Raw genomic sequence first — 17,445 nt, forward strand, 5'->3', positions numbered from 1 at the left:
CCAGTATCCCGCACCCGCCCGCCGTCGCACGGCGCCGCCCGCCCGCGCTCCCCCGGCGGGCGGGCGCCGGACAGCCCGCGGGGCCCGCCACCGAGGGTGACGGGCCCCGCGACCGGGTGCCGGGATCAGCGGCGGGCGCTGTAGTTCGGCGCCTCGACGGTCATCTGGATGTCGTGCGGGTGGCTCTCCTTGAGGCCCGCCGAGGTGATCCGGACGAACCGGCCCTTGCTCTCCATCTCGGCGACGCTGGCGGCGCCGACGTAGCCCATGGTCTGGCGCAGGCCGCCGACCAGCTGGTGGAGCACCGCGGCGAGCGGGCCGCGGTAGGGCACCTGGCCCTCGATGCCCTCGGGGACCAGCTTGTCGTCCGAGGCGACCTCGGCCTGGAAGTAGCGGTCCTTGGAGTAGGAGCGGCCCTGGCCGCGGGACTGCATGGCGCCCAGCGAGCCCATGCCGCGGTAGGACTTGTACTGCTTGCCGTTGATGAACAGCAGCTCGCCCGGGGACTCCTCGCAGCCGGCCAGCAGCGAGCCCAGCATCACGGTGTCGGCACCGGCGGCGAGCGCCTTGCCGATGTCGCCCGAGTACTGCAGGCCGCCGTCGCCGATGACCGGCACGCCGGCCGCCTGACAGGCCAGCGCGGCCTCGTAGATCGCGGTGACCTGCGGGACGCCGATGCCGGCGACCACGCGGGTGGTGCAGATGGAGCCCGGGCCGACGCCGACCTTGACGCCGTCCACGCCGGCGTCGATCAGCGCCTGGGCGCCGTCACGGGTGGCGACGTTGCCGCCGACCACGTCGACCTTCACGGCCGACTTGATCTTCTCGATCCAGGCCAGCGCGTTGTGGCTGTGGCCGTGCGAGGTGTCGACGACCAGGAAGTCCACGCCCGCCTCGACCAGGGCCTGGGCGCGGTCGAAGGCCTCGGCGCTGGCGCCGACGGCCGCGCCGACCAGCAGCCGGCCCTCGGCGTCCTTGGCGGCGTTCGGGTACTGCTCGGCCTTGACGAAGTCCTTGACCGTGATGAGGCCCTTGATCCGGCCGTCGTCGTCGACCAGCGGCAGCTTCTCGATCTTGTGGCGGCGCAGCAGCGCCATCGCGTCGACGCCGGAGATGCCGACCTTGCCGGTGATCAGCGGCATCGGGGTCATGATCTCGCGGACCTGGCGGGTGCGGTCCGTCTCGAAGGCCATGTCACGGTTGGTGACGATGCCGAGCAGCTTGCCGCTCTCGTCGGCGATCGGCACGCCGGAGATCCGGAACTTGGCGCAGAGCGCGTCGGCCTCCGCGAGGGTGGTCTGCGGGCCGACCGTGATCGGGTCGGTGACCATGCCGGACTCGGAGCGCTTCACCAGGTCGACCTGGTTGGCCTGGTCCTCGACCGACAGGTTGCGGTGCAGGACGCCGACGCCGCCCTGACGGGCCATCGCGATCGCCATCCGCGACTCGGTGACCTTGTCCATCGCCGCGGAGAGCAGCGGGATGTTGACGCGCACGTTGCGGGAGACCCGCGAGGAGGTGTCGACCTGGTTCGGCAGCACCTCGGACGCCCCCGGCAGCAGCAGGACGTCGTCGTACGTGAGTCCGAGCATCGCGAACTTCTCGGGTACGCCTGCGGCGTTGTAAGACATTTCGGGGGTACCTTCCGTGGCCGGCTCGATCAGCTCGCGCCCTGGGGGTGAGGGGCGCTGTCATCGGCTCACTCGCTCGGACCGCCTAAAGCGCGGTGGCTTTTCGGAGGATCCTCCAGGGGATCCCCGCGCACACCGTCGAATCTTTGGCGACCCGCCCAGGCGCCGATACCCCATGGTACTGGCACCGCGAATGCGCTCTCGTGTGCCCTTGACAACACAGCCCGGCCGTGGCCCATTCCGGGTTCTAGGACGACTCCTCCGCGAGCGCCCGCAGCCGGCTGAGCGCACGGTGCTGGGCGACCCGGACGGCCCCCGGCGACATCCCCAGCACCTCGCCGGTCTCCTCCGCGGAGAGCCCGGCGGCCACCCGCAGCAGCACCAGCTCGCGCTGCCGGGCCGGCAGGTTGGAGAGCAGTTCCTTGGCCCAGGCCGCGTCGCTGCTGAGCAGCGCGCGCTCCTCCGGGCCGAGCGCGTCGTCCGGCACCTCCGGCAGGTCGTCCTGCGGGATCACCGTCGAGCCGGGTCCGCGCATCGCGGCCCGCTGCAGATCGGCGATCTTGTGCGCGGCGATCCCGTAGACGAAGGCCTCGAAGGGGCGGCCCTGGTCCTTGTACCGGGGAAGCGCGCAGAGGACCGCGACGCAGACCTCCTGCGCGATGTCGTCCACGTGGTGCCGGGCACCGCCGGGCAGCCGGACCAGCCGGCCGCGGCAGTACCGCAGGGCCAGCGGGTGGACGTGGGCGAGCAGCGCGTCGATCGCGGGTCCCTCGCCGCGGACGGCGGCCGCGACCAGTTCGGCGAGCGCGCCGGGTCCGCCGTCCGGTTCCGCGTACGCCGGGCCGGGCCCGGGCGCGGAGGGCTCGGCCTCCACCGGGTCCGCCTCACCGGGAGCCCCGGTCACGTCGTCACGCATCGGTCCATGGTGCCTGGTCGCGCGGGAAAACGCGGCACCGCGTCCGGAGTTGTGCACCGGAACGTTATGCGGTGCCGTACCGGTCCGCACCACCGGCCCCTCCTGCACCGTCCCGCCTCCCGCCCCGCCGCTCCGGGCGGTCCCGTCCGCGGCGCCGTCCGCCGAGTCTCCTGCGGCTGCGTGGTTCGCCGCAGTTCCTGCCCGCTGGTCCCCGAGGTGCTCCACTCCTCCATGGTGCAACCTCGGGACCGTAACGTCACACGCCCCGGCACGGACAATCGCGCGGAGCGTGCCGGAACCGGCGACGCCGGCGGCGGTCAGCGGACCAGGCCCCAGCGGAAACCCAGCGCCACCGCGTGCGCGCGGTCCGAGGCACCGAGCTTCTTGAACAGCCGTCGGGCGTGGGTCTTGACGGTGTCCTCGGAGAGGAACAGCTCACGGCCGATCTCGGCGTTGCTGCGGCCGTGGCTCATGCCTTCGAGCACCTGGATCTCACGCGCCGTCAGGGTCGGCGCCGCGCCCATGTCCGGGCTGCGCAGCCGGCGCGGGGCGAGCCGCCAGGTCGGGTCGGCGAGGGCCTGGGTGACGGTGGCCCGCAGTTCGGCGCGCGAGGCGTCCTTGTGCAGGTACCCGCGGGCGCCCGCGGCGACCGCGAGGGCGACGCCGTCGAGGTCCTCGGCGACGGTGAGCATGATGATCCGCGCGCCGGGGTCGGCGGAGAGCAGTCGCCGGACCGTCTCCACCCCGCCGAGGCCGGGCATCCGGACGTCCATCAGGACGAGATCGGAGCGGTCGGCCACCCAGCGGCGGAGGACCTCCTCCCCGTTCGTCGCGGTGGTGACCCGGTCGACACCGGGTACGGTCGCGACCGCGCGGCGAAGCGCCTCGCGGGCGAGCGGGGAATCGTCGCAAACGAGAACGGAAGTCATGACCGTCGTCCTCCGCAGCTGATCCGCGTCACGTTGAGCCTCCTGGCTGGTACGAACCTCTTCGACACGGCCGATCGGCGTCAGACTCCGTGCTGATCGCCTGAGATTCCCCGCGATCGTTCCCGACGTCCGGCGTCCGCTAACCGCCTCCGCACTTCCAACGACCGTCACCCGAATGAGTTACGGCCTTCGGAGCCATCTCCACCACTGTACGTGGCCGACCCGTTACCGATCAGCCGCATCGCGGTGCACACGCCGCACTTTTGCGCAGCTCGCGCGCGGTCGGCGTACAACCCGCACACCCGCGCGGGTCCGCGCGCGCCCGTCGGCCACCCGATTGCCCCATCCGCGCCCGGCGGTCGCCGACCGGGACGCCACGCCCACTTTGCCCGTTTTTAGAGCTTTTGTATGGTCATTGACTGTTGTGCCACTCTGTGGGTGACTTGTCCATGGAGTTGCCGTAAGTCATATTTCCAGGTGTCCACACCGCGCCGGACGCCCCGCCGTGCCGCCGCCGACGCAACCCGCCGGCGACCGGCCCGCGGTCGACGACCTCTGAAGGGAATGAGCCATGGCAGATTTCTCCCGACTCCCCGGCCCCAACGCGGACCTCTGGGACTGGCAGCTCTCCGCGGCCTGCCGCGGCGTGGACAGCTCGCTCTTCTTCCACCCCGAGGGCGAGCGCGGCGCGGCCCGCAGCTCGCGCGAGGCGAGCGCCAAGGAGGTCTGCATGCGCTGCCCCGTGCGCACCGAGTGCGCCGCCCACGCGCTCGCGGTCCGTGAGCCGTACGGCGTCTGGGGAGGCCTGACCGAGGACGAGCGCGAGGAGATGATGGGCCGTTCGCGTCACCGCCTGGTGGAGGTGCCGCTCGCCGCACCGGGCGCGGCCCAGCAGTAGCACGGCGACTCCGCCTCCCGGGAAGAAACGTTTCTTCTCGGCATGAGGCCTGCCCGGGGCCGCCACCGCCCGGGGCCACCACCGGCCCGCGCCGGCCGGTCAGCGCCCGGCCGCGGCCCCCGCCAGCCGCTCCAGCATCAGCGCCACCGCCGGCACCTCGGCGAGGTCCGGCAGGGTCAGCGCGACCACCTGCCGCACCGCCGGCGCCCCCGACGCGGCGTGCACCGCCACCGGCACCACCCCGTCCGGGCGCACCGACTCCAGCGCCAGCCCGGGCAGCACCGCCACCCCGAGCCCGGCGGCCACCAGCCCGACCACCGCCGGGTAGTCGTCCGTCGCGAAGTCGATCCGCGGCTCGAAGCCGGCACCCGCGCAGAGCTCCACCAGGTGCCCGCGGCACTGCGGGCAGCCCGCGATCCACTGCTCCCCCGCCAGCTCGCCCAGCTCCACCGGCCCGCCGCGCCCGGCCAGCCGGTGCCCGACGGGCAGCAGCCCGACCAGCGGGTCGTCCAGCAGCGGGGTGGCCACCAGATCGGACCAGTCGGCCCCCGCGCTCAGCTGCTGGGCCTCCAGATTGGCCTCGGCGCGCGCCTCCCTGGGGGTGCCGTGCGCGGGCGCCGGCGCCGGCGCGAGGGCGGATCCGGGGGCCTGCGGGTAGCGGAAGGCGAGCGCGATCTCGCACTCGCCGCCGCGCAGCATCGCCAGCGACTCCGGCGGCTCCGCCTCGACCAGCGACACGCGCACGCCCGGATGGCTGTCCCGCAGCCGGGCGACCGCCGGCGGCACCAGGGTCGAGCTGGCGGTCGGGAAGGACACCAGCCGGACCCGTCCGGCCCGCAGTCCGGCGATCGCCGCCACCTCCTCCTCGGCGGCGGAGAGCCCGGCGAGGATCCCGGTGGCATGCTTGAGCAGGACCCGGCCGGCCTCGCTCAGCTGCATCCCGCGGCCCGAGCGGACCACCAGCGGGGTGTCCACGGACTTCTCCAGGGCCTTCATCTGCTGGCTGATGGCGGGCTGGGTGCAGCCCAGCTCGCGGGCGGCCGCGGAGAAGGAGCCGGTGCGGGCGACGGCACGCAGGACGCGCAGGTGGCGGGCCTCGATCATGCCTTCAAGATATAAGGGATTCTTTGCTGCATGCAAAATTCAACTGATAGTTGAAGTCTGGAACACGCCGCAGGCCCGGCCCGCCACCCCTCGCGGGGCGCGGACCGGGCCTGCGGTCGTCAGTGCCTGCGGCCTCAGTGCGAGTGGCCGTGACCGCCGTGCGAGTGGCCGTTGTCGGCCTCCTCTTCCTTCTTCTCCACCACGAGGGTCTCGGTGGTGAGCAGCAGGGAGGCGATCGAGGCGGCGTTCTCCAGGGCGGAGCGGGTGACCTTGACCGGGTCGATGACGCCGGCCTTCACCAGGTCGCCGTACTCGCCGGTGGCGGCGTTGTAGCCCTGGCCCTGCTCCAGCTCGGCGACCTTGGAGGTGATGACGTAGCCCTCCAGGCCGGCGTTCTGGGCGATCCAGCGCAGCGGCTCGTGCAGCGCCTTGCGGACGACCGCGACACCGGTGGCCTCGTCGCCGGACAGGCCCAGGCCGTCGTTCAGCACCTTGGCGGCGTGGACCAGGGAGGCGCCACCACCGGCGACGATGCCCTCCTCGACCGCGGCGCGGGTCGCCGAGATGGCGTCCTCCAGGCGGTGCTTGCGCTCCTTGAGCTCCACCTCGGTGGCGGCACCGACGCGGATGACGCAGACGCCGCCGGCCAGCTTGGCCAGGCGCTCCTGCAGCTTCTCGCGGTCCCAGTCCGAGTCGGTGTTGGCGATCTCGCCCTTGATCTGGGCGACGCGGCCGGCCACGGCCTCCGACTCGCCGGCACCGTCGACGACGATCGTCTCGTCCTTGGTGACGGTCACGCGGCGGGCCGAGCCCAGCACGTCCAGACCGGCCTGGTCGAGCTTGAGGCCGACCTCCTCGGAGATCACGGTGCCGCCGGTCAGGACGGCCAGGTCGCCGAGGATCGCCTTGCGGCGGTCGCCGAAGCCCGGGGCCTTGACGGCCACCGCGTTGAAGGTGCCGCGGATCTTGTTCACCACGAGGGTGGACAGCGCCTCGCCGTCGACGTCCTCGGCGATGATCAGCAGCGGGCGGGAGGAGCCGCCCTGAAGGATCTTCTCCAGCAGCGGCAGCAGCTCCTGGATGGAGGAGATCTTGCCCTGGTTGATCAGGATGTACGGGTCCTCCAGGACCGCCTCCTGCCGCTCCGCGTCGGTGACGAAGTACGGCGACAGGTAGCCCTTGTCGAACTGCATGCCCTCGGTGAAGTCCAGCTCCACGCCGAAGGTGTTCGACTCCTCGACGGTGATGACACCGTCCTTGCCGACCTTGTCGATCGCCTCGGCGATCAGCTCGCCGACCTGGGCGTCCTGCGCGGACAGCGTGGCGACGGCGGCGACGTCGTCCTTGCCCTCGATCTCGCGGGCGACCGACAGCAGGTGCTCGGAGACGGCGGCGACGGCCTTGTCGATGCCCTTCTTCAGGGCGGCCGGGCCGGCGCCGGCAGCGACGTTGCGCAGACCCTCGTTGACCAGGGCCTGGGCCAGCACGGTGGCGGTGGTGGTGCCGTCACCCGCGACGTCGTTGGTCTTGGTGGCGACCTCCTTGACGAGCTGCGCGCCAAGGTTCTCGTACGGGTCGTCGAGCTCGACCTCACGGGCGATGGTGACGCCGTCGTTGGTGATGGTCGGGGCGCCGAACTTCTTGTCGATGACGACGTTGCGGCCCTTGGGGCCGATGGTCACCTTGACGGTGTCGGCCAGCTTGTTGACACCGCGCTCCAGCGAGCGGCGGGCGTCCTCGTCGAACTGCAGGATCTTCGCCATGTTCCCTATTCCCTCGGGGGTGCGGCCGTCGCGGCGGCCGCCGACTACGTGAACCAACAGCCACGCCCCGGTCCCCTGTCGCTAGGGACACGGATCCGGGGCGTGGCTGGACGCTTTACTTCTCGATGATGGCGAGAACGTCGCGGGCGGAGAGCACCAGGTACTCCTCGCCCTGGTACTTCACCTCGGTGCCGCCGTACTTCGAGTACAGGACGATGTCACCGACGGCGACGTCGAGCGGCAGACGCTGGCCGTCCTCGAAGCGGCCCGGGCCGACGGCCAGGACGACGCCCTCCTGGGGCTTCTCCTTGGCGGTGTCCGGGATAACCAGGCCGGAGGCCGTGGTGGTCTCGGCGTCGAGCGGCTGGACCACGATGCGGTCCTCGAGCGGCTTGATGGCAACCTTGCTGCTGGTGGTCACGTCCGAGCTCCCCTTCGGAGATTACGGGGCTTTCTAACGGGTAGGGGCGAGCTCGCGCATCTGCCGTCGCGGGGGTCAGACACGCACTGTCGCGTTAGCACTCCCCCGGTGGGGAGTGCTAGTGACGACCATAGGCCGCGGTTAGCACTCAGTCAACCAGAGTGCCAACGACGCGCCCGTCGGTCCCACGCCGCGGACGCGCGACCGCACGCGTGTGCGAGCCGGCCGGTCCGGCCGGCCCTCCCGTGACCGGTGAGAATGGGCCCGTGGAGAACGACGACCTGCGGCCCCTGCTGACCGACCGGGGCCAGGCCCTGCTCGCCGAACTGCGCGACTTCGCGCCCGGGGAGGAACTGGCGCTGGCCACCCGGCTGCGCAGGGAGCACCCGGCCGAGCTGGTGTCGGCGGCCTTCGGGCAGGCCCGGCTGCGGCAGCGGGCCCGGGCCAAGTTCGGCGCCGATGCCGACCTCATGTACTTCACGCCCAACGGCGTCGAGCAGTCCACCCGGCGCGAGGTCGCCGAGTGGCGGGCACGGCGGTTCGCGGACCTCGGCGTGAAGCGGCTGGCCGACCTCTGCTGCGGGATCGGCGGCGACGTGCTGGCGCTGGCCCGGGCCGGCGTCGAGGTGCTCGCCGTCGACAAGGACCCGGCCGCCTGCGCCGCCACCGCCGCCAACGCGGCCGCCCTGGGCCTGGCCGACCTGGTCGAGGTGCGCTGCGCGGACGTCGCCGACGTCGACGTCACCGGTTTCGACGCGGTCTTCACCGACCCGGCCCGGCGCACCTCGCGCGGCCGGGTCTTCGACCCCGAGGCCTACGCGCCGCCGCTGTCCTGGGCGATCGAGGCGGGCCGGCGCACCCCGGTCGGCGCGCTCAAGGTGGCCCCCGGCATCCCGCACGAGGCGGTGCCGGCCGACGCGGAGGCCGAGTGGGTCTCCGACCACGGCGACGTCAAGGAGGCGGTGCTCTGGTTCGGCACCCGGGCGGAGCACCCGCACCGCGCCACCCTGCTGCCGCAGCGGGCCAGCCTCGGCGGCGGGGACCTGCCCGACCCGCCGGCCGGCCCGGTCGGCCGCTACCTCTACGAGCCGGACGGCGCGGTGATCCGCGCCCACCTGGTCGCCGAGGTGGCGCAGCGGGTGAACGGGCGGCTGATCGACCCCAAGATCGCCTACGTGACCTCGGACGAGCTGGTCGACACCCCCTACGCGCACGGCTTCGAGCTGACCGACGTGCTGCCGTTCCACATCAAGAAGCTGAAGGCGCTGCTGCGCGAGCGCGGCGTCGGCACGGTGGTGATCAAGAAGCGCGGGATGGCGATCACCCCGGAGGAGCTGCGCCGTCAGCTCAAGCCGGCCGGCCCGAACACCGTGACGGTGATCCTCAGCCGCACCGACCACGGCCCGCTGATGATGCTCGGCCGGCCGGTGACCGGCCCGGCCGCGGCCGTTCAGGCGGCCGGCACCTCGATGTAGTCCTCCAGCCGGGCCACCGTGAAGCCCTGCTCCTGGATCCGGGCCAGCAGTTCGCCGAACATCTGCGTCATCGTCTCGCCCTTGAGGTCCTTCGGGCCGCGGAAGTGCGCGAGCACGATGTCGCCGGGCCGCAGCTTCTTGTCCGCCGCCTGGTACTGCATGTCGTGGATCTGCATCGACTCGCGCCACAGCACGATCGCCCGCGGCCCGCACTGCTGCACCGCGGAGTTGACCGCCGGGGTGTTGGCGCCGTCGCCGTACGGCGGGCGGAACAGCAGCGGCGGGGTGCCGTACTGCTGGGTGAGCGCGGCCTGGGCGTCGCAGATCTCGGACTTCTGCTTCTCCGGCGCCGCCCTGCTCAGCTGGGCGTGGTCCACGGTGTGGTTGTGGACGTGGTTGCCGAGCGCCTGGAGCCGCTTGAAGTAGCCGTAGTCGTCCTTGACGATGTCGCGGGTCAGGAACATCGAGACCGGCACCTTGAGGTCGGTCAGCATCTCGACGAAGGCCGGGTCCTTCTCGGCGCCGTCGTCGATGGTGACGAAGACGACCTTGTCGGTGGTCCGCACCTCGCTGAACACCGGGACCGGGCCGGTCCGCTGGAGCTTCACCGGCTTGTCGGCGGGCGCCCGGGGCGCCGGCGGCAGCGGGGTGAGGTGCCACTTCGCCCAGGCGGCGGCGTCGCCGGCGGCCGGGGCGGGGGGCGCGGGCGGCGCGGTGGCCGCGTCCCGCCCGGGCGGCGCGGCGGACCCGGCCGGGGCGGTGGTGGTGCTCGGCGCCACCAGGGCGGCGGACGCGGCGCCGCTGTCGCCCCCGCCCGCGCACCCGGTGGCGGCGGCCAGCAGGACCACCGCCCCCGCCGCGTACGCCGTCGTCCTGCTCCACCCGTGCCTGTTCACCGCGCCGTGCTCCCCGTTCCCGTTCAGCGATCTCGCTCGCTAGCACGGTAACGGTCGGACGTTCGGTTCCCGGTCGGGCGCGCGAACGGCTGCCGGGGGCTACTCCACGTGCTCGCTGGTGAAGGACCAGCGGTGCACCGGACGGCCCAGCAGCGCGGCGGGCGGCTCGGCCACCGGCACCGGCTCGCCGGACCACCAGGTGATCAGCAGCACGCGCTCGCCGGGAGCGGCGAACAGCTCGCTGCGCAGCAGCCCGGGACGGCCGCGCAGCGCGGGCAGCGCGCTCTCCCGCACCCACGCGGAGAGCTCGGCGCCGCGCCCGTCGGCGGCCCGGGCCTCCCACATCGCGGCGGTGGTGGTCACCGCCCGCCGCCCAGCGCCCGGTAGGCCTCGCCGTGGACGTCGGTGTGCGGGACGTGGACCTCGGTGACGGGCAGCGAGGAGTCCGCCGACAGGTCGAAGGAGGACGGCGCGCGGTCGCGCCAGACCATCTCGGAGCCGAGCGCGGCGACCATCGCGCCGTTGTCGGTGCACAGGCCCGGACGCGGCACCCGCAGCCGGATGCCGGCCCGGTCGCAGCGCTGCTGGGCCATCTCGCGCAGCCGCGAGTTGGCCGCGACGCCGCCGCCGATCATCAGGTGGTCGACGCCGTTGTCCTTGCAGGCCTTGACCGCCTTGCGGGTCAGCACGTCGGTGACCGCCTCCTGGAAGGATGCCGCGACGTCGGCGACCGGCACGTCCTCGCCGGCCCGTCGCTTCGCCTCCACCCAGCGGGCGACGGCGGTCTTCAGGCCGGAGAAGGAGAAGTCGTACTCCGGGTCCTTGGGGCCGGTCAGGCCGCGCGGGAAGGCGATCGCCCTGCGGTCGCCCTCGCGGGCGGTGCGGTCCACCACCGGGCCGCCGGGGAAGCCCAGCCCGAGCACCCGGGCCACCTTGTCGAAGGCCTCGCCGGCCGCGTCGTCGATGGTGGCGCCGAGCGGGCGGACGTCGCTGGTGATGTCCTCGCTGAGCAGCAGCGAGGAGTGCCCGCCGGAGACCAGCAGGGCCATCGTCGGGGACGGCAGGCGGCCGTGCTCCAGCTGGTCCACGCAGATGTGCGAGGCGAGGTGGTTGACGCCGTACAGCGGCTTGTCCAGGGCCCACGCGTACGCCTTGGCGGCGCTCACGCCGACCAGCAGCGCGCCGGCCAGGCCGGGGCCCGCGGTGACGGCGATGCCGTCCAGGTCGCCCGCCTTGACGCCCGCGGTGTCCAGGGCGCGCTGGATGGTGGGGACCATCGCCTCCAGGTGCGCGCGGCTGGCGATCTCGGGGACGACGCCGCCGAAGCGGGCGTGGTCGTTGACGCTGGACGCCACCGCGTCGGCGAGCAGCGTGGTGCCGCGCACGATGCCGACGCCGGTCTCGTCGCAGGAGGTCTCGATGCCGAGGACGAGCGGTTCGTCAGCCATGGGGGGTGTCCTTCTTCACGTCCGGTCGCGGGTGGCCCGCGGGTTCGTCGAGGTCTTCGGGGGCGGCGGCGCCGTCGACGGCGGCGGCCGCGAGGTCGAGGCGCATCACCAGCGCGTCGATGCCGGCGGGCTGGTAGTAGCCGCGCCGGATGCCGACCGGCTCGAAACCGAAGCGCTCGTAGAGCCGCTGTGCGCGGGCGTTGTCCACCCGCACCTCCAGCAGCAGGTCCGCGCAGCCGCGCCGGGCGGCCTCCCGGACCAGGTCGGCGAGCAGCGCCGCGCCGAGTCCGGTGCCCTGGTGGCGGCCGTCGACGGCGATGGTCTGGACGTCGCCCTCGCCGGCCACCGCCATCAGCCCGGCGTAGCCGACGAGCGTGCCGTCCGGGGTGACGGCGACGGTGTAGTGGCGGGTGCCGCCGGGGCGGGCCTCGGCCAGCTCGGACCAGAACATGCCGGCGGACCAGGCGTCCTCGGGGAACAGCTCCTGTTCCAGCGCCAGCACCGGGGCGATGTCCCACCAGCGCATCGGGCGCAGGGCGGCGGCGGGGACGCCGGTGCGCACGGCCCCGTCGGTGCTCGGGCCGGTCACGCCGGGAGCACCGCCTTGTAGCCGGCCGGCACCTGGGCGTCCGGGCGGCGCAGGTAGAGCGGGGCGTTGGGCAGCAGGGCCCGGCCGGCGGCCAGCTCGGCGGCGGCGAAGTCGGCGAGCGCGCCGGCCGAGACGTGCTCGGGGCCGTGCGCGCCGGGGAAGGCGTCCGGGTAGAGCAGCGCACCGGCGCCGACCGAGCGCGCCGGCGGCGTCAGGTCGCCCGGGCGGTCCACCGAGGGGCCCTCGGTCCGGCGGCCCTCGGCGTCGTAGGCGGCCCAGTAGACCTCCTTGCGGCGCGCGTCGGTGGCCACCGTGAACGGCTCGCCGGCCAGGCCCTCGGCGCGGGCCCGGTGGGCGATCGCGTCCAGGGTGCAGACGCCGTGCACCGGCAGGTCCAGGGCGTGGCCCAGCGCGGCGGCGGTCACCAGGCCGACCCGCAGGCCGGTGTACGGGCCCGGGCCGACGCCCACGGCGATGCCGGTCAGCCGGTGCTTGTCGACACCGGCCGCCCGCAGCACCTGGTCGATCGCGGGCAACAGGAGTTCGCCGTGGCGCCTGGCGTCGACCTGGTCGGTCTCGGCGAGGACGGCCGTGCCGTCGTGGACGGCGGCGGTGACGGCGGGGGTAGCGGTGTCGAACGCGAGCAGCAGCACGGGTCAAGGTTAGACCGGTCGGGCGGTGACCGGTCCTGCGGCGACCGCCGGGGCGCGCTCCCGCCCCGCCGCCGGTGTGCGCCGCACGACCGAAAACCCGCAGCATGGCGGAACACACGTCCGACGAGATGCGGACCGGACGGGCGAACCTGGCACGATGGGGCCGACGGTTTCAGGGACGGCGGTGGGAGCACACGTGGCGAAGATGGGTCCTGGAGTGGTGGTCACGGGGCTGACCCTGGGGGCCCTGGCGGTGGTGAGCCTGCTGGCCTTCCAGGCCAACGGCGCGCAGGACCGCGCGGTCGCCGCCGATCCCGGCGCGAGCACCTCCGCCCCGTCCACCGGGCCGGCCGCCTCGGCCACCCCGACCACCACGCCGACGCCGACCGCCCCGGCGCTGCCCACCGCGGGCACCGGCACCGGCCTGCGGGTCGTCTACTCGGTCAGCGGGCACTACGTCTGGCTGATCGACCCGAAGAAGACCCCCCAGGTGGTGGCCGCCTTCCCGGTCACCCCGGGCACCGTGGAGCCGGCCCCCGGCAGCTACCCCGTCTACAGCCGCACCCAGTCCGGCACCGGCACCGACGGCAAGCAGATCGAGCACGTGGTGCGGTTCGCCCAGCAGAACGGCGTGGTGTTCGGCTTCAGCGCGGCCGTCGACGGTGCCACCGGCACGCCGGCCGCCGCCCCGACCGCGTCCGCGTCCGCGTCGGGAACGCCCTCCGCGATCGGGAGCGGCGACTCGAAGGCCAAGACCGGCGGCATCCGCAGCAGCCGGGCCGACGGCCAGCTGCTCTGGGACTTCGCGCCGAAGGACACCAAGGTCGTCGTGATCGCCTGACCCCGGCCGGGGGGGGGGGGCGGGCGGGCGCTGCGGTGGCTACGCGGCGCGGCGGGTTTCGTGCGCGCCGCCGTCCGCCGGTTCCCCGGGCCGCGGGCTCCCCGCCGGGCGGCGTCCGGGCGGGGTGGAAACCGCTTCCGCCGCCGCACAGGCGGCCAGCAGGGCCCGCATCGGCTCGCCCTCGGCACGTCGGTCGGGCCCCTCGGCCCCGGTCCCGCGCGGTTCGCGCTCCGGGGCGGGCGTGGTGCTCGGCATGGCGCCTCCTAGTTAGGCAGACCTAACCTCAGAACCCATCCCACCATGCCCGGGACCCCGACCGCAACATCTTCCCGACGGACTGTCGGCAAACCGTGACCCGGGCCGGGCGGCTCCCTCAGGCCAGCACCGACAGGTCGACGCCGGCCCAGCGCGGGCCGATGCCGGTCAGCCGGACCCGGCGCGGGTCCAGGTCGCCCTCCGCCGCCGCCTCGGCGCCGACGGCCCGCTCGATCCGGACCTCCAGGCGGTCCTCCGAGAGCCGCTCGACCTTGCCCTCGCCCCACTCGACCACCACCACCGACTCGGGCAGCGAGACGTCGAGGTCGAGGTCCTCCATCTCGTCGAGGTCCCCGCCCAGCCGGTAGGCGTCGACGTGCACCAGCGCCGGGCCGCCGACCAGCGACGGGTGCACCCGGGCGATCACGAAGGTCGGCGAGGTGACCGCGCCGCGCACCCGGAGCCCCTCGCCGAGGCCCCGGGTCAGCGTGGTCTTCCCCGCGCCCAGCTCGCCGGAGAGCAGCACCAGGTCCCCCGGGCGCAGCAGCGCGGCCAGCTCCCGGCCGAGCCGGCCCATCCGGTCGGGGGTGGCGGCGGTGAGAGTGGCGTGCGAGCCCATGCGTGAATCAAGCCCTTCGGTCCGTACGGCGGCGCACCGGCTCTCGGGCGCCCCCGCTACCGTGCCACATCGCCGGCCCCGGCCGCGCCGGGCGTCCGCCGGCCGCCGCCCGCCGGGCGCGCTACGGCTCGCCGACCGCCGGGGGCGCCGGCGGGACGACGGCACCGCGGAAGCGGGCGGCCCGTTCGAACAGCGCGGCCAGCCGGCCGTCGACCGCGTCGGGGCGCTCCAGCATCACCAGGTGCCCGGCGTCCTCGACCAGGACCAGTTCGGCGCCCGGCAGCTGTTCGGCCATCACCTCGCCGTGGCCGGGCGGGGTGAGCAGGTCCTTGGTGCCGGTCAGCACCAGCACCGGGATGCCGCGCAGCGCGGCGAGGGCCGCGGTCTTCTCGTGCGCCGAGAACACCGGGTAGAACTCGGCCACCACGTCGATCGGGGTGGCGTCCAGCATCTGCTCGGCGAACCGGGCCACGCCCGGGTCGACGTCCTTCGCGCCGAAGGAGAACCGCCGGTAGAAGACGGCGCTGACGTCCGCGCCCAGCCGGCGGGTGGCCTCCACCAGGTCCGTCTGACGGCCGAGCAGCTTCATCATGCCCGGCGCGACCCGGCGGAACAGCCGGGCACCCGCCTGGGGCAGGCCGAAGGTGACGGCGTCCCAGTTCCCGGCCAGGGTGCCGATCAGCGCCACGCCGGCGACCCGCTCGCGGAACAGCTCGGGGTGCTGGTCGGCCAGCGCCATCACCGTCATGCCGCCCATCGAGTGGCCGACCAGGACCAGCGGGCCGGTCGGCGCGACGGCGTCGATCACCGCCTTGAGGTCACCGCCCAGCTGGTCGATGCCGGCGGGCTCGCCGGCCAGGAAGGAGCGGGAGCGCTCGGAGCGGCCGTGGCTGCGCTGGTCCCAGAAGACCAGGCGCGGACCGTCGCGGAAGGCGGCGCGCTGGAAGTGCCAGCTGTCCTGGTTGAGGCAGTAGCCGTGGCAGAAGACCACGGTCAGCGGCTCGGGCGCACCCGCCGCACCGGCTCCGTCCGGCTCCGGTCCGTCCAGCTCGACGTACAGCTCGGTGCCGTCCGCGGCGGCGACGGTGCGGGGGCGGCCGCGCAGCGAGCCGTACGGGGCCTTGGCGTCCAGCTCGGCGCGGGCCCGGCGGCGCATCGTCCGCCCGACCGTCAGCCGTTCGATCGCCACGCCCGCGGCGGCGCCGGCCGCGAGCACGCCGACCGAGATGCCGATCAGACCGGCCCGGCTCACCCCGGTGGCCGTCCCGGCCGCCTTGACGGCGCGGGCCACGCCGCCGACCGCCCCGGCCGCATCGGCTCCGGGCTGCCCGCTCATCCGAGCGGGTCCTCGTCCAGGCCGCCGACGTAGCGGCGCGGCACCCGGGAGCCGATCCGGGTCACGATCTCGTAGGAGATGGTGCCGCAGGCGCGGCCCCAGTCCTCGGCGGTCGGCTCGCCGCGGTCGCCGTTGCCGAAGACGAGCACCTCGTCGCCGATCTCCGGGGTGTCGCCGCCGAGGTCGACGACGAACTGGTCCATCGCCACCCGGCCGGCCACGGTGCGCCACTTGCCGTCGATCTGCACCGGGCCGATGCCGCTGGCGTGCCGGGGGACGCCGTCGCCGTAGCCGAGCGGGACGAGGCCCAGCGTGGTCGGGCCGGGGGTGGTGTAGTGGTGGCCGTAGCTGACGCCGTGGCCGCCGGGGACGTGCTTGACCAGGGCCAGCCGGGCGGTCAGCGACATCACCGGGCGCAGGCCGAAGTCGGCCGGCGAGCCGACTTCCGGGACCGGCGAGAGCCCGTACATCGCGAGGCCGGTGCGGACCATGTCGAAGTGCGACTGCGGGAGCAGCAGGGTGGCGGGCGAGTTGGCCAGGTGCCGCACCTCGGGCCGCAGGCCGGCCGCCTCGGCGGTGGCCAGGGCGGCGCGGTAGGCGTCCAGCTGGGCCTGGATGGAGGGGTGGCCGGGCTCGTCGGCGGCGGCGAAGTGCGACCAGACGCCGACCACGGTGAGCAGGCCGTCCAGCTCGGCGCGGCGGGCGGCGGCGACCAGCTCGGGCCAGTCGTGCGGCTGGCAGCCGTTGCGGCCGAGGCCGGTGTCGGCCTTGAGGTGGACCCGGGCCGGGATGCCGGTGGCGCGCACGGCGGCGAGCAGTTCGGTGAGCGCCCACCGGCCGCTGACCGAGATGTCGAGGTCGGCGAAGAGGGCCTCGCGCCAGGGGCCGCCGGGGGTCCACAGCCAGCACAGGATGCGGGCCCGGTCCGGCCCGATGCCGGCGGCGCGCAGCGCGAGCGCCTCCTCCGGCGTCGCGGTGCCCAGCCAGCGGACCCCTGCCGCGACCGCCTCCCGGGCGCACCGGACGGCGCCGTGCCCGTAGGCGTCCGCCTTGACCGCGGCCATCACCGAGGCGCCGCCGACCCGCTCGCGCAGCGCGTCGAGGTTGCCGCGCAGGGCGGCGAGGTCGATGGTCGCCTCGGCCCGCGCGCCTTCGGTGAGCGTGGGCATCACGGTCGTCTTCGCAGTTGTCATCAGGGTCAGTCTCCCAGACGTCCCAGGGTCCTCGCCGAACGGCCCGTCGGCGCACCGCTCCCCCCGCAACCCCCACCCCCCTCCGGACGCCCATGCGTCACCCCCGGGTCCCTCCCGGGCCCGGCCCCCCCCGCCCTGTACGGACCGGTCCGGCGCCCCGCCCCGGGACGTCCCGGGCGGACGGCTCCGGCGCCGCCGTGCGGACGTCGTTCCAGGCGGTGGAGAGGGCGGCCGCCACGTCGAGGGCGGTCACGGGGGCGCCGGGAGCGGCCGCGGCGCGGCGGGCGGCGAGGCCGTGCAGGTAGGCGGCCACCGCGGCGGCGTCCAGCGGGGACAGGCCCGCGGCGAGCAGCGAGCCGGCCAGGCCGGCCAGGACGTCCCCGCTGCCGGCCGTCGCCAGCCAGGAGGTGCCGGTCGGGTTCACCCGCACGGCGCCGCCCGGATCGGCGACCACCGTGGTCGAGCCCTTCAGCAGCAC

The 17,445-nt window shown here is 74.4% G+C and carries 18 protein-coding genes; 3 read left to right on the plus strand and 15 right to left on the minus strand.

What is annotated here, in order from left to right; all coding sequences use genetic code 11:
• Positions 1-125: 125 nt before the first annotated feature.
• The 3 genes from guaB to ACFXAM_RS24385 form a co-directional block, all read right to left on the minus strand.
• Positions 126-1,631: an IMP dehydrogenase gene (gene guaB, locus ACFXAM_RS24375; RefSeq protein WP_380294362.1), complete on the minus strand. Its 1,506-nt coding sequence runs from the start codon at positions 1,629-1,631 to the stop codon at positions 126-128.
• A 247-nt stretch (positions 1,632-1,878) separates the two neighbouring features.
• Entirely contained in the window at positions 1,879-2,547 is a 669-nt protein-coding gene (shbA, locus tag ACFXAM_RS24380; RefSeq protein WP_380294363.1) for an RNA polymerase sigma factor ShbA, read from the minus strand.
• A 317-nt stretch (positions 2,548-2,864) separates the two neighbouring features.
• Entirely contained in the window at positions 2,865-3,476 is a 612-nt protein-coding gene (locus ACFXAM_RS24385) for a response regulator transcription factor (RefSeq protein ID WP_014136228.1), read from the minus strand.
• A 571-nt stretch (positions 3,477-4,047) separates the two neighbouring features.
• Here ACFXAM_RS24385 and ACFXAM_RS24390 point away from each other — a divergent pair.
• On the plus strand, positions 4,048-4,374 hold the full coding sequence (locus ACFXAM_RS24390) for a WhiB family transcriptional regulator (RefSeq protein WP_380294364.1): 327 nt from the start codon (positions 4,048-4,050) through the stop codon (positions 4,372-4,374).
• A gap of 99 nt (positions 4,375-4,473) precedes the next feature.
• Here ACFXAM_RS24390 and ACFXAM_RS24395 read toward each other — a convergent pair whose 3' ends face one another.
• From ACFXAM_RS24395 to groES, 3 genes are all read right to left on the minus strand, one after another.
• Positions 4,474-5,478, minus strand: a complete 1,005-nt coding sequence (locus ACFXAM_RS24395; protein ID WP_380294365.1) for a LysR family transcriptional regulator — start codon at positions 5,476-5,478, stop codon at positions 4,474-4,476.
• A 134-nt stretch (positions 5,479-5,612) separates the two neighbouring features.
• Positions 5,613-7,241: a chaperonin GroEL gene (groL, locus tag ACFXAM_RS24400; protein ID WP_380294366.1), complete on the minus strand. Its 1,629-nt coding sequence runs from the start codon at positions 7,239-7,241 to the stop codon at positions 5,613-5,615.
• A gap of 115 nt (positions 7,242-7,356) precedes the next feature.
• Complete coding sequence (gene groES / locus ACFXAM_RS24405; RefSeq protein WP_014136232.1) at positions 7,357-7,662, minus strand: co-chaperone GroES; 306 nt, start codon at positions 7,660-7,662, stop codon at positions 7,357-7,359.
• A gap of 245 nt (positions 7,663-7,907) precedes the next feature.
• Here groES and ACFXAM_RS24410 point away from each other — a divergent pair, with 245 nt between their 5' ends.
• Entirely contained in the window at positions 7,908-9,137 is a 1,230-nt protein-coding gene (locus ACFXAM_RS24410; RefSeq protein ID WP_380294367.1) for a methyltransferase domain-containing protein, read from the plus strand.
• Here ACFXAM_RS24410 and ACFXAM_RS24415 read toward each other — a convergent pair.
• The 5 genes from ACFXAM_RS24415 to tsaB all read right to left on the minus strand — a co-directional run bounded on the left by ACFXAM_RS24415 (position 9,113) and on the right by tsaB (position 12,723).
• Positions 9,113-10,033 (minus strand): polysaccharide deacetylase family protein, encoded by a 921-nt coding sequence (locus tag ACFXAM_RS24415; RefSeq protein WP_380294368.1) that lies wholly within the window; start codon positions 10,031-10,033, stop codon positions 9,113-9,115. The genes ACFXAM_RS24410 and ACFXAM_RS24415 overlap by 25 nt on opposite strands.
• Positions 10,034-10,132: 99 nt before the next feature.
• On the minus strand, positions 10,133-10,396 hold the full coding sequence (locus ACFXAM_RS24420) for a hypothetical protein (protein WP_380294369.1): 264 nt from the start codon (positions 10,394-10,396) through the stop codon (positions 10,133-10,135).
• Complete coding sequence (tsaD, locus tag ACFXAM_RS24425; protein ID WP_380294370.1) at positions 10,393-11,481, minus strand: tRNA (adenosine(37)-N6)-threonylcarbamoyltransferase complex transferase subunit TsaD; 1,089 nt, start codon at positions 11,479-11,481, stop codon at positions 10,393-10,395. The genes ACFXAM_RS24420 and tsaD overlap by 4 nt, the downstream gene beginning before the upstream one ends.
• Positions 11,474-12,007: a ribosomal protein S18-alanine N-acetyltransferase gene (rimI, locus tag ACFXAM_RS24430; protein ID WP_380294375.1), complete on the minus strand. Its 534-nt coding sequence runs from the start codon at positions 12,005-12,007 to the stop codon at positions 11,474-11,476. Before rimI ends, tsaD begins: the two co-directional genes overlap by 8 nt.
• A 59-nt stretch (positions 12,008-12,066) precedes the next feature.
• Positions 12,067-12,723, minus strand: coding sequence for a tRNA (adenosine(37)-N6)-threonylcarbamoyltransferase complex dimerization subunit type 1 TsaB (tsaB, locus tag ACFXAM_RS24435; RefSeq protein ID WP_380294371.1), 657 nt, complete (start codon positions 12,721-12,723; stop codon positions 12,067-12,069).
• Positions 12,724-12,928: 205 nt separating this feature from the next.
• On the opposite strand from tsaB, the gene ACFXAM_RS24440 reads away from it, so the two are divergent.
• On the plus strand, positions 12,929-13,564 hold the full coding sequence (locus ACFXAM_RS24440) for a hypothetical protein (protein ID WP_380294376.1): 636 nt from the start codon (positions 12,929-12,931) through the stop codon (positions 13,562-13,564).
• 373 nt (positions 13,565-13,937) lie between these two features.
• On the opposite strand, the gene tsaE is transcribed toward ACFXAM_RS24440, so the two are convergent.
• The 4 genes from tsaE to ACFXAM_RS24460 all read right to left on the minus strand — a co-directional run.
• Entirely contained in the window at positions 13,938-14,438 is a 501-nt protein-coding gene (gene tsaE / locus ACFXAM_RS24445) for a tRNA (adenosine(37)-N6)-threonylcarbamoyltransferase complex ATPase subunit type 1 TsaE (protein WP_380294372.1), read from the minus strand.
• A gap of 121 nt (positions 14,439-14,559) precedes the next feature.
• The gene (locus tag ACFXAM_RS24450) at positions 14,560-15,774 is read right to left on the minus strand and encodes an alpha/beta fold hydrolase (RefSeq protein ID WP_380294373.1); all 1,215 of its coding nucleotides are present in this window, start codon (positions 15,772-15,774) and stop codon (positions 14,560-14,562) included.
• Positions 15,771-16,943, minus strand: a complete 1,173-nt coding sequence (alr, locus tag ACFXAM_RS24455) for an alanine racemase (RefSeq protein WP_380294377.1) — start codon at positions 16,941-16,943, stop codon at positions 15,771-15,773. The genes ACFXAM_RS24450 and alr overlap by 4 nt, the downstream gene beginning before the upstream one ends.
• 121 nt (positions 16,944-17,064) lie before the next feature.
• A partial coding sequence (locus tag ACFXAM_RS24460) for an NAD(P)H-hydrate dehydratase (protein ID WP_380294374.1) occupies positions 17,065-17,445 on the minus strand: 381 nt, incomplete at its 5' end.

The organism is Kitasatospora sp. NPDC059462, from assembly GCF_042749955.1.
GTDB lineage: Bacteria > Actinomycetota > Actinomycetes > Streptomycetales > Streptomycetaceae > Kitasatospora.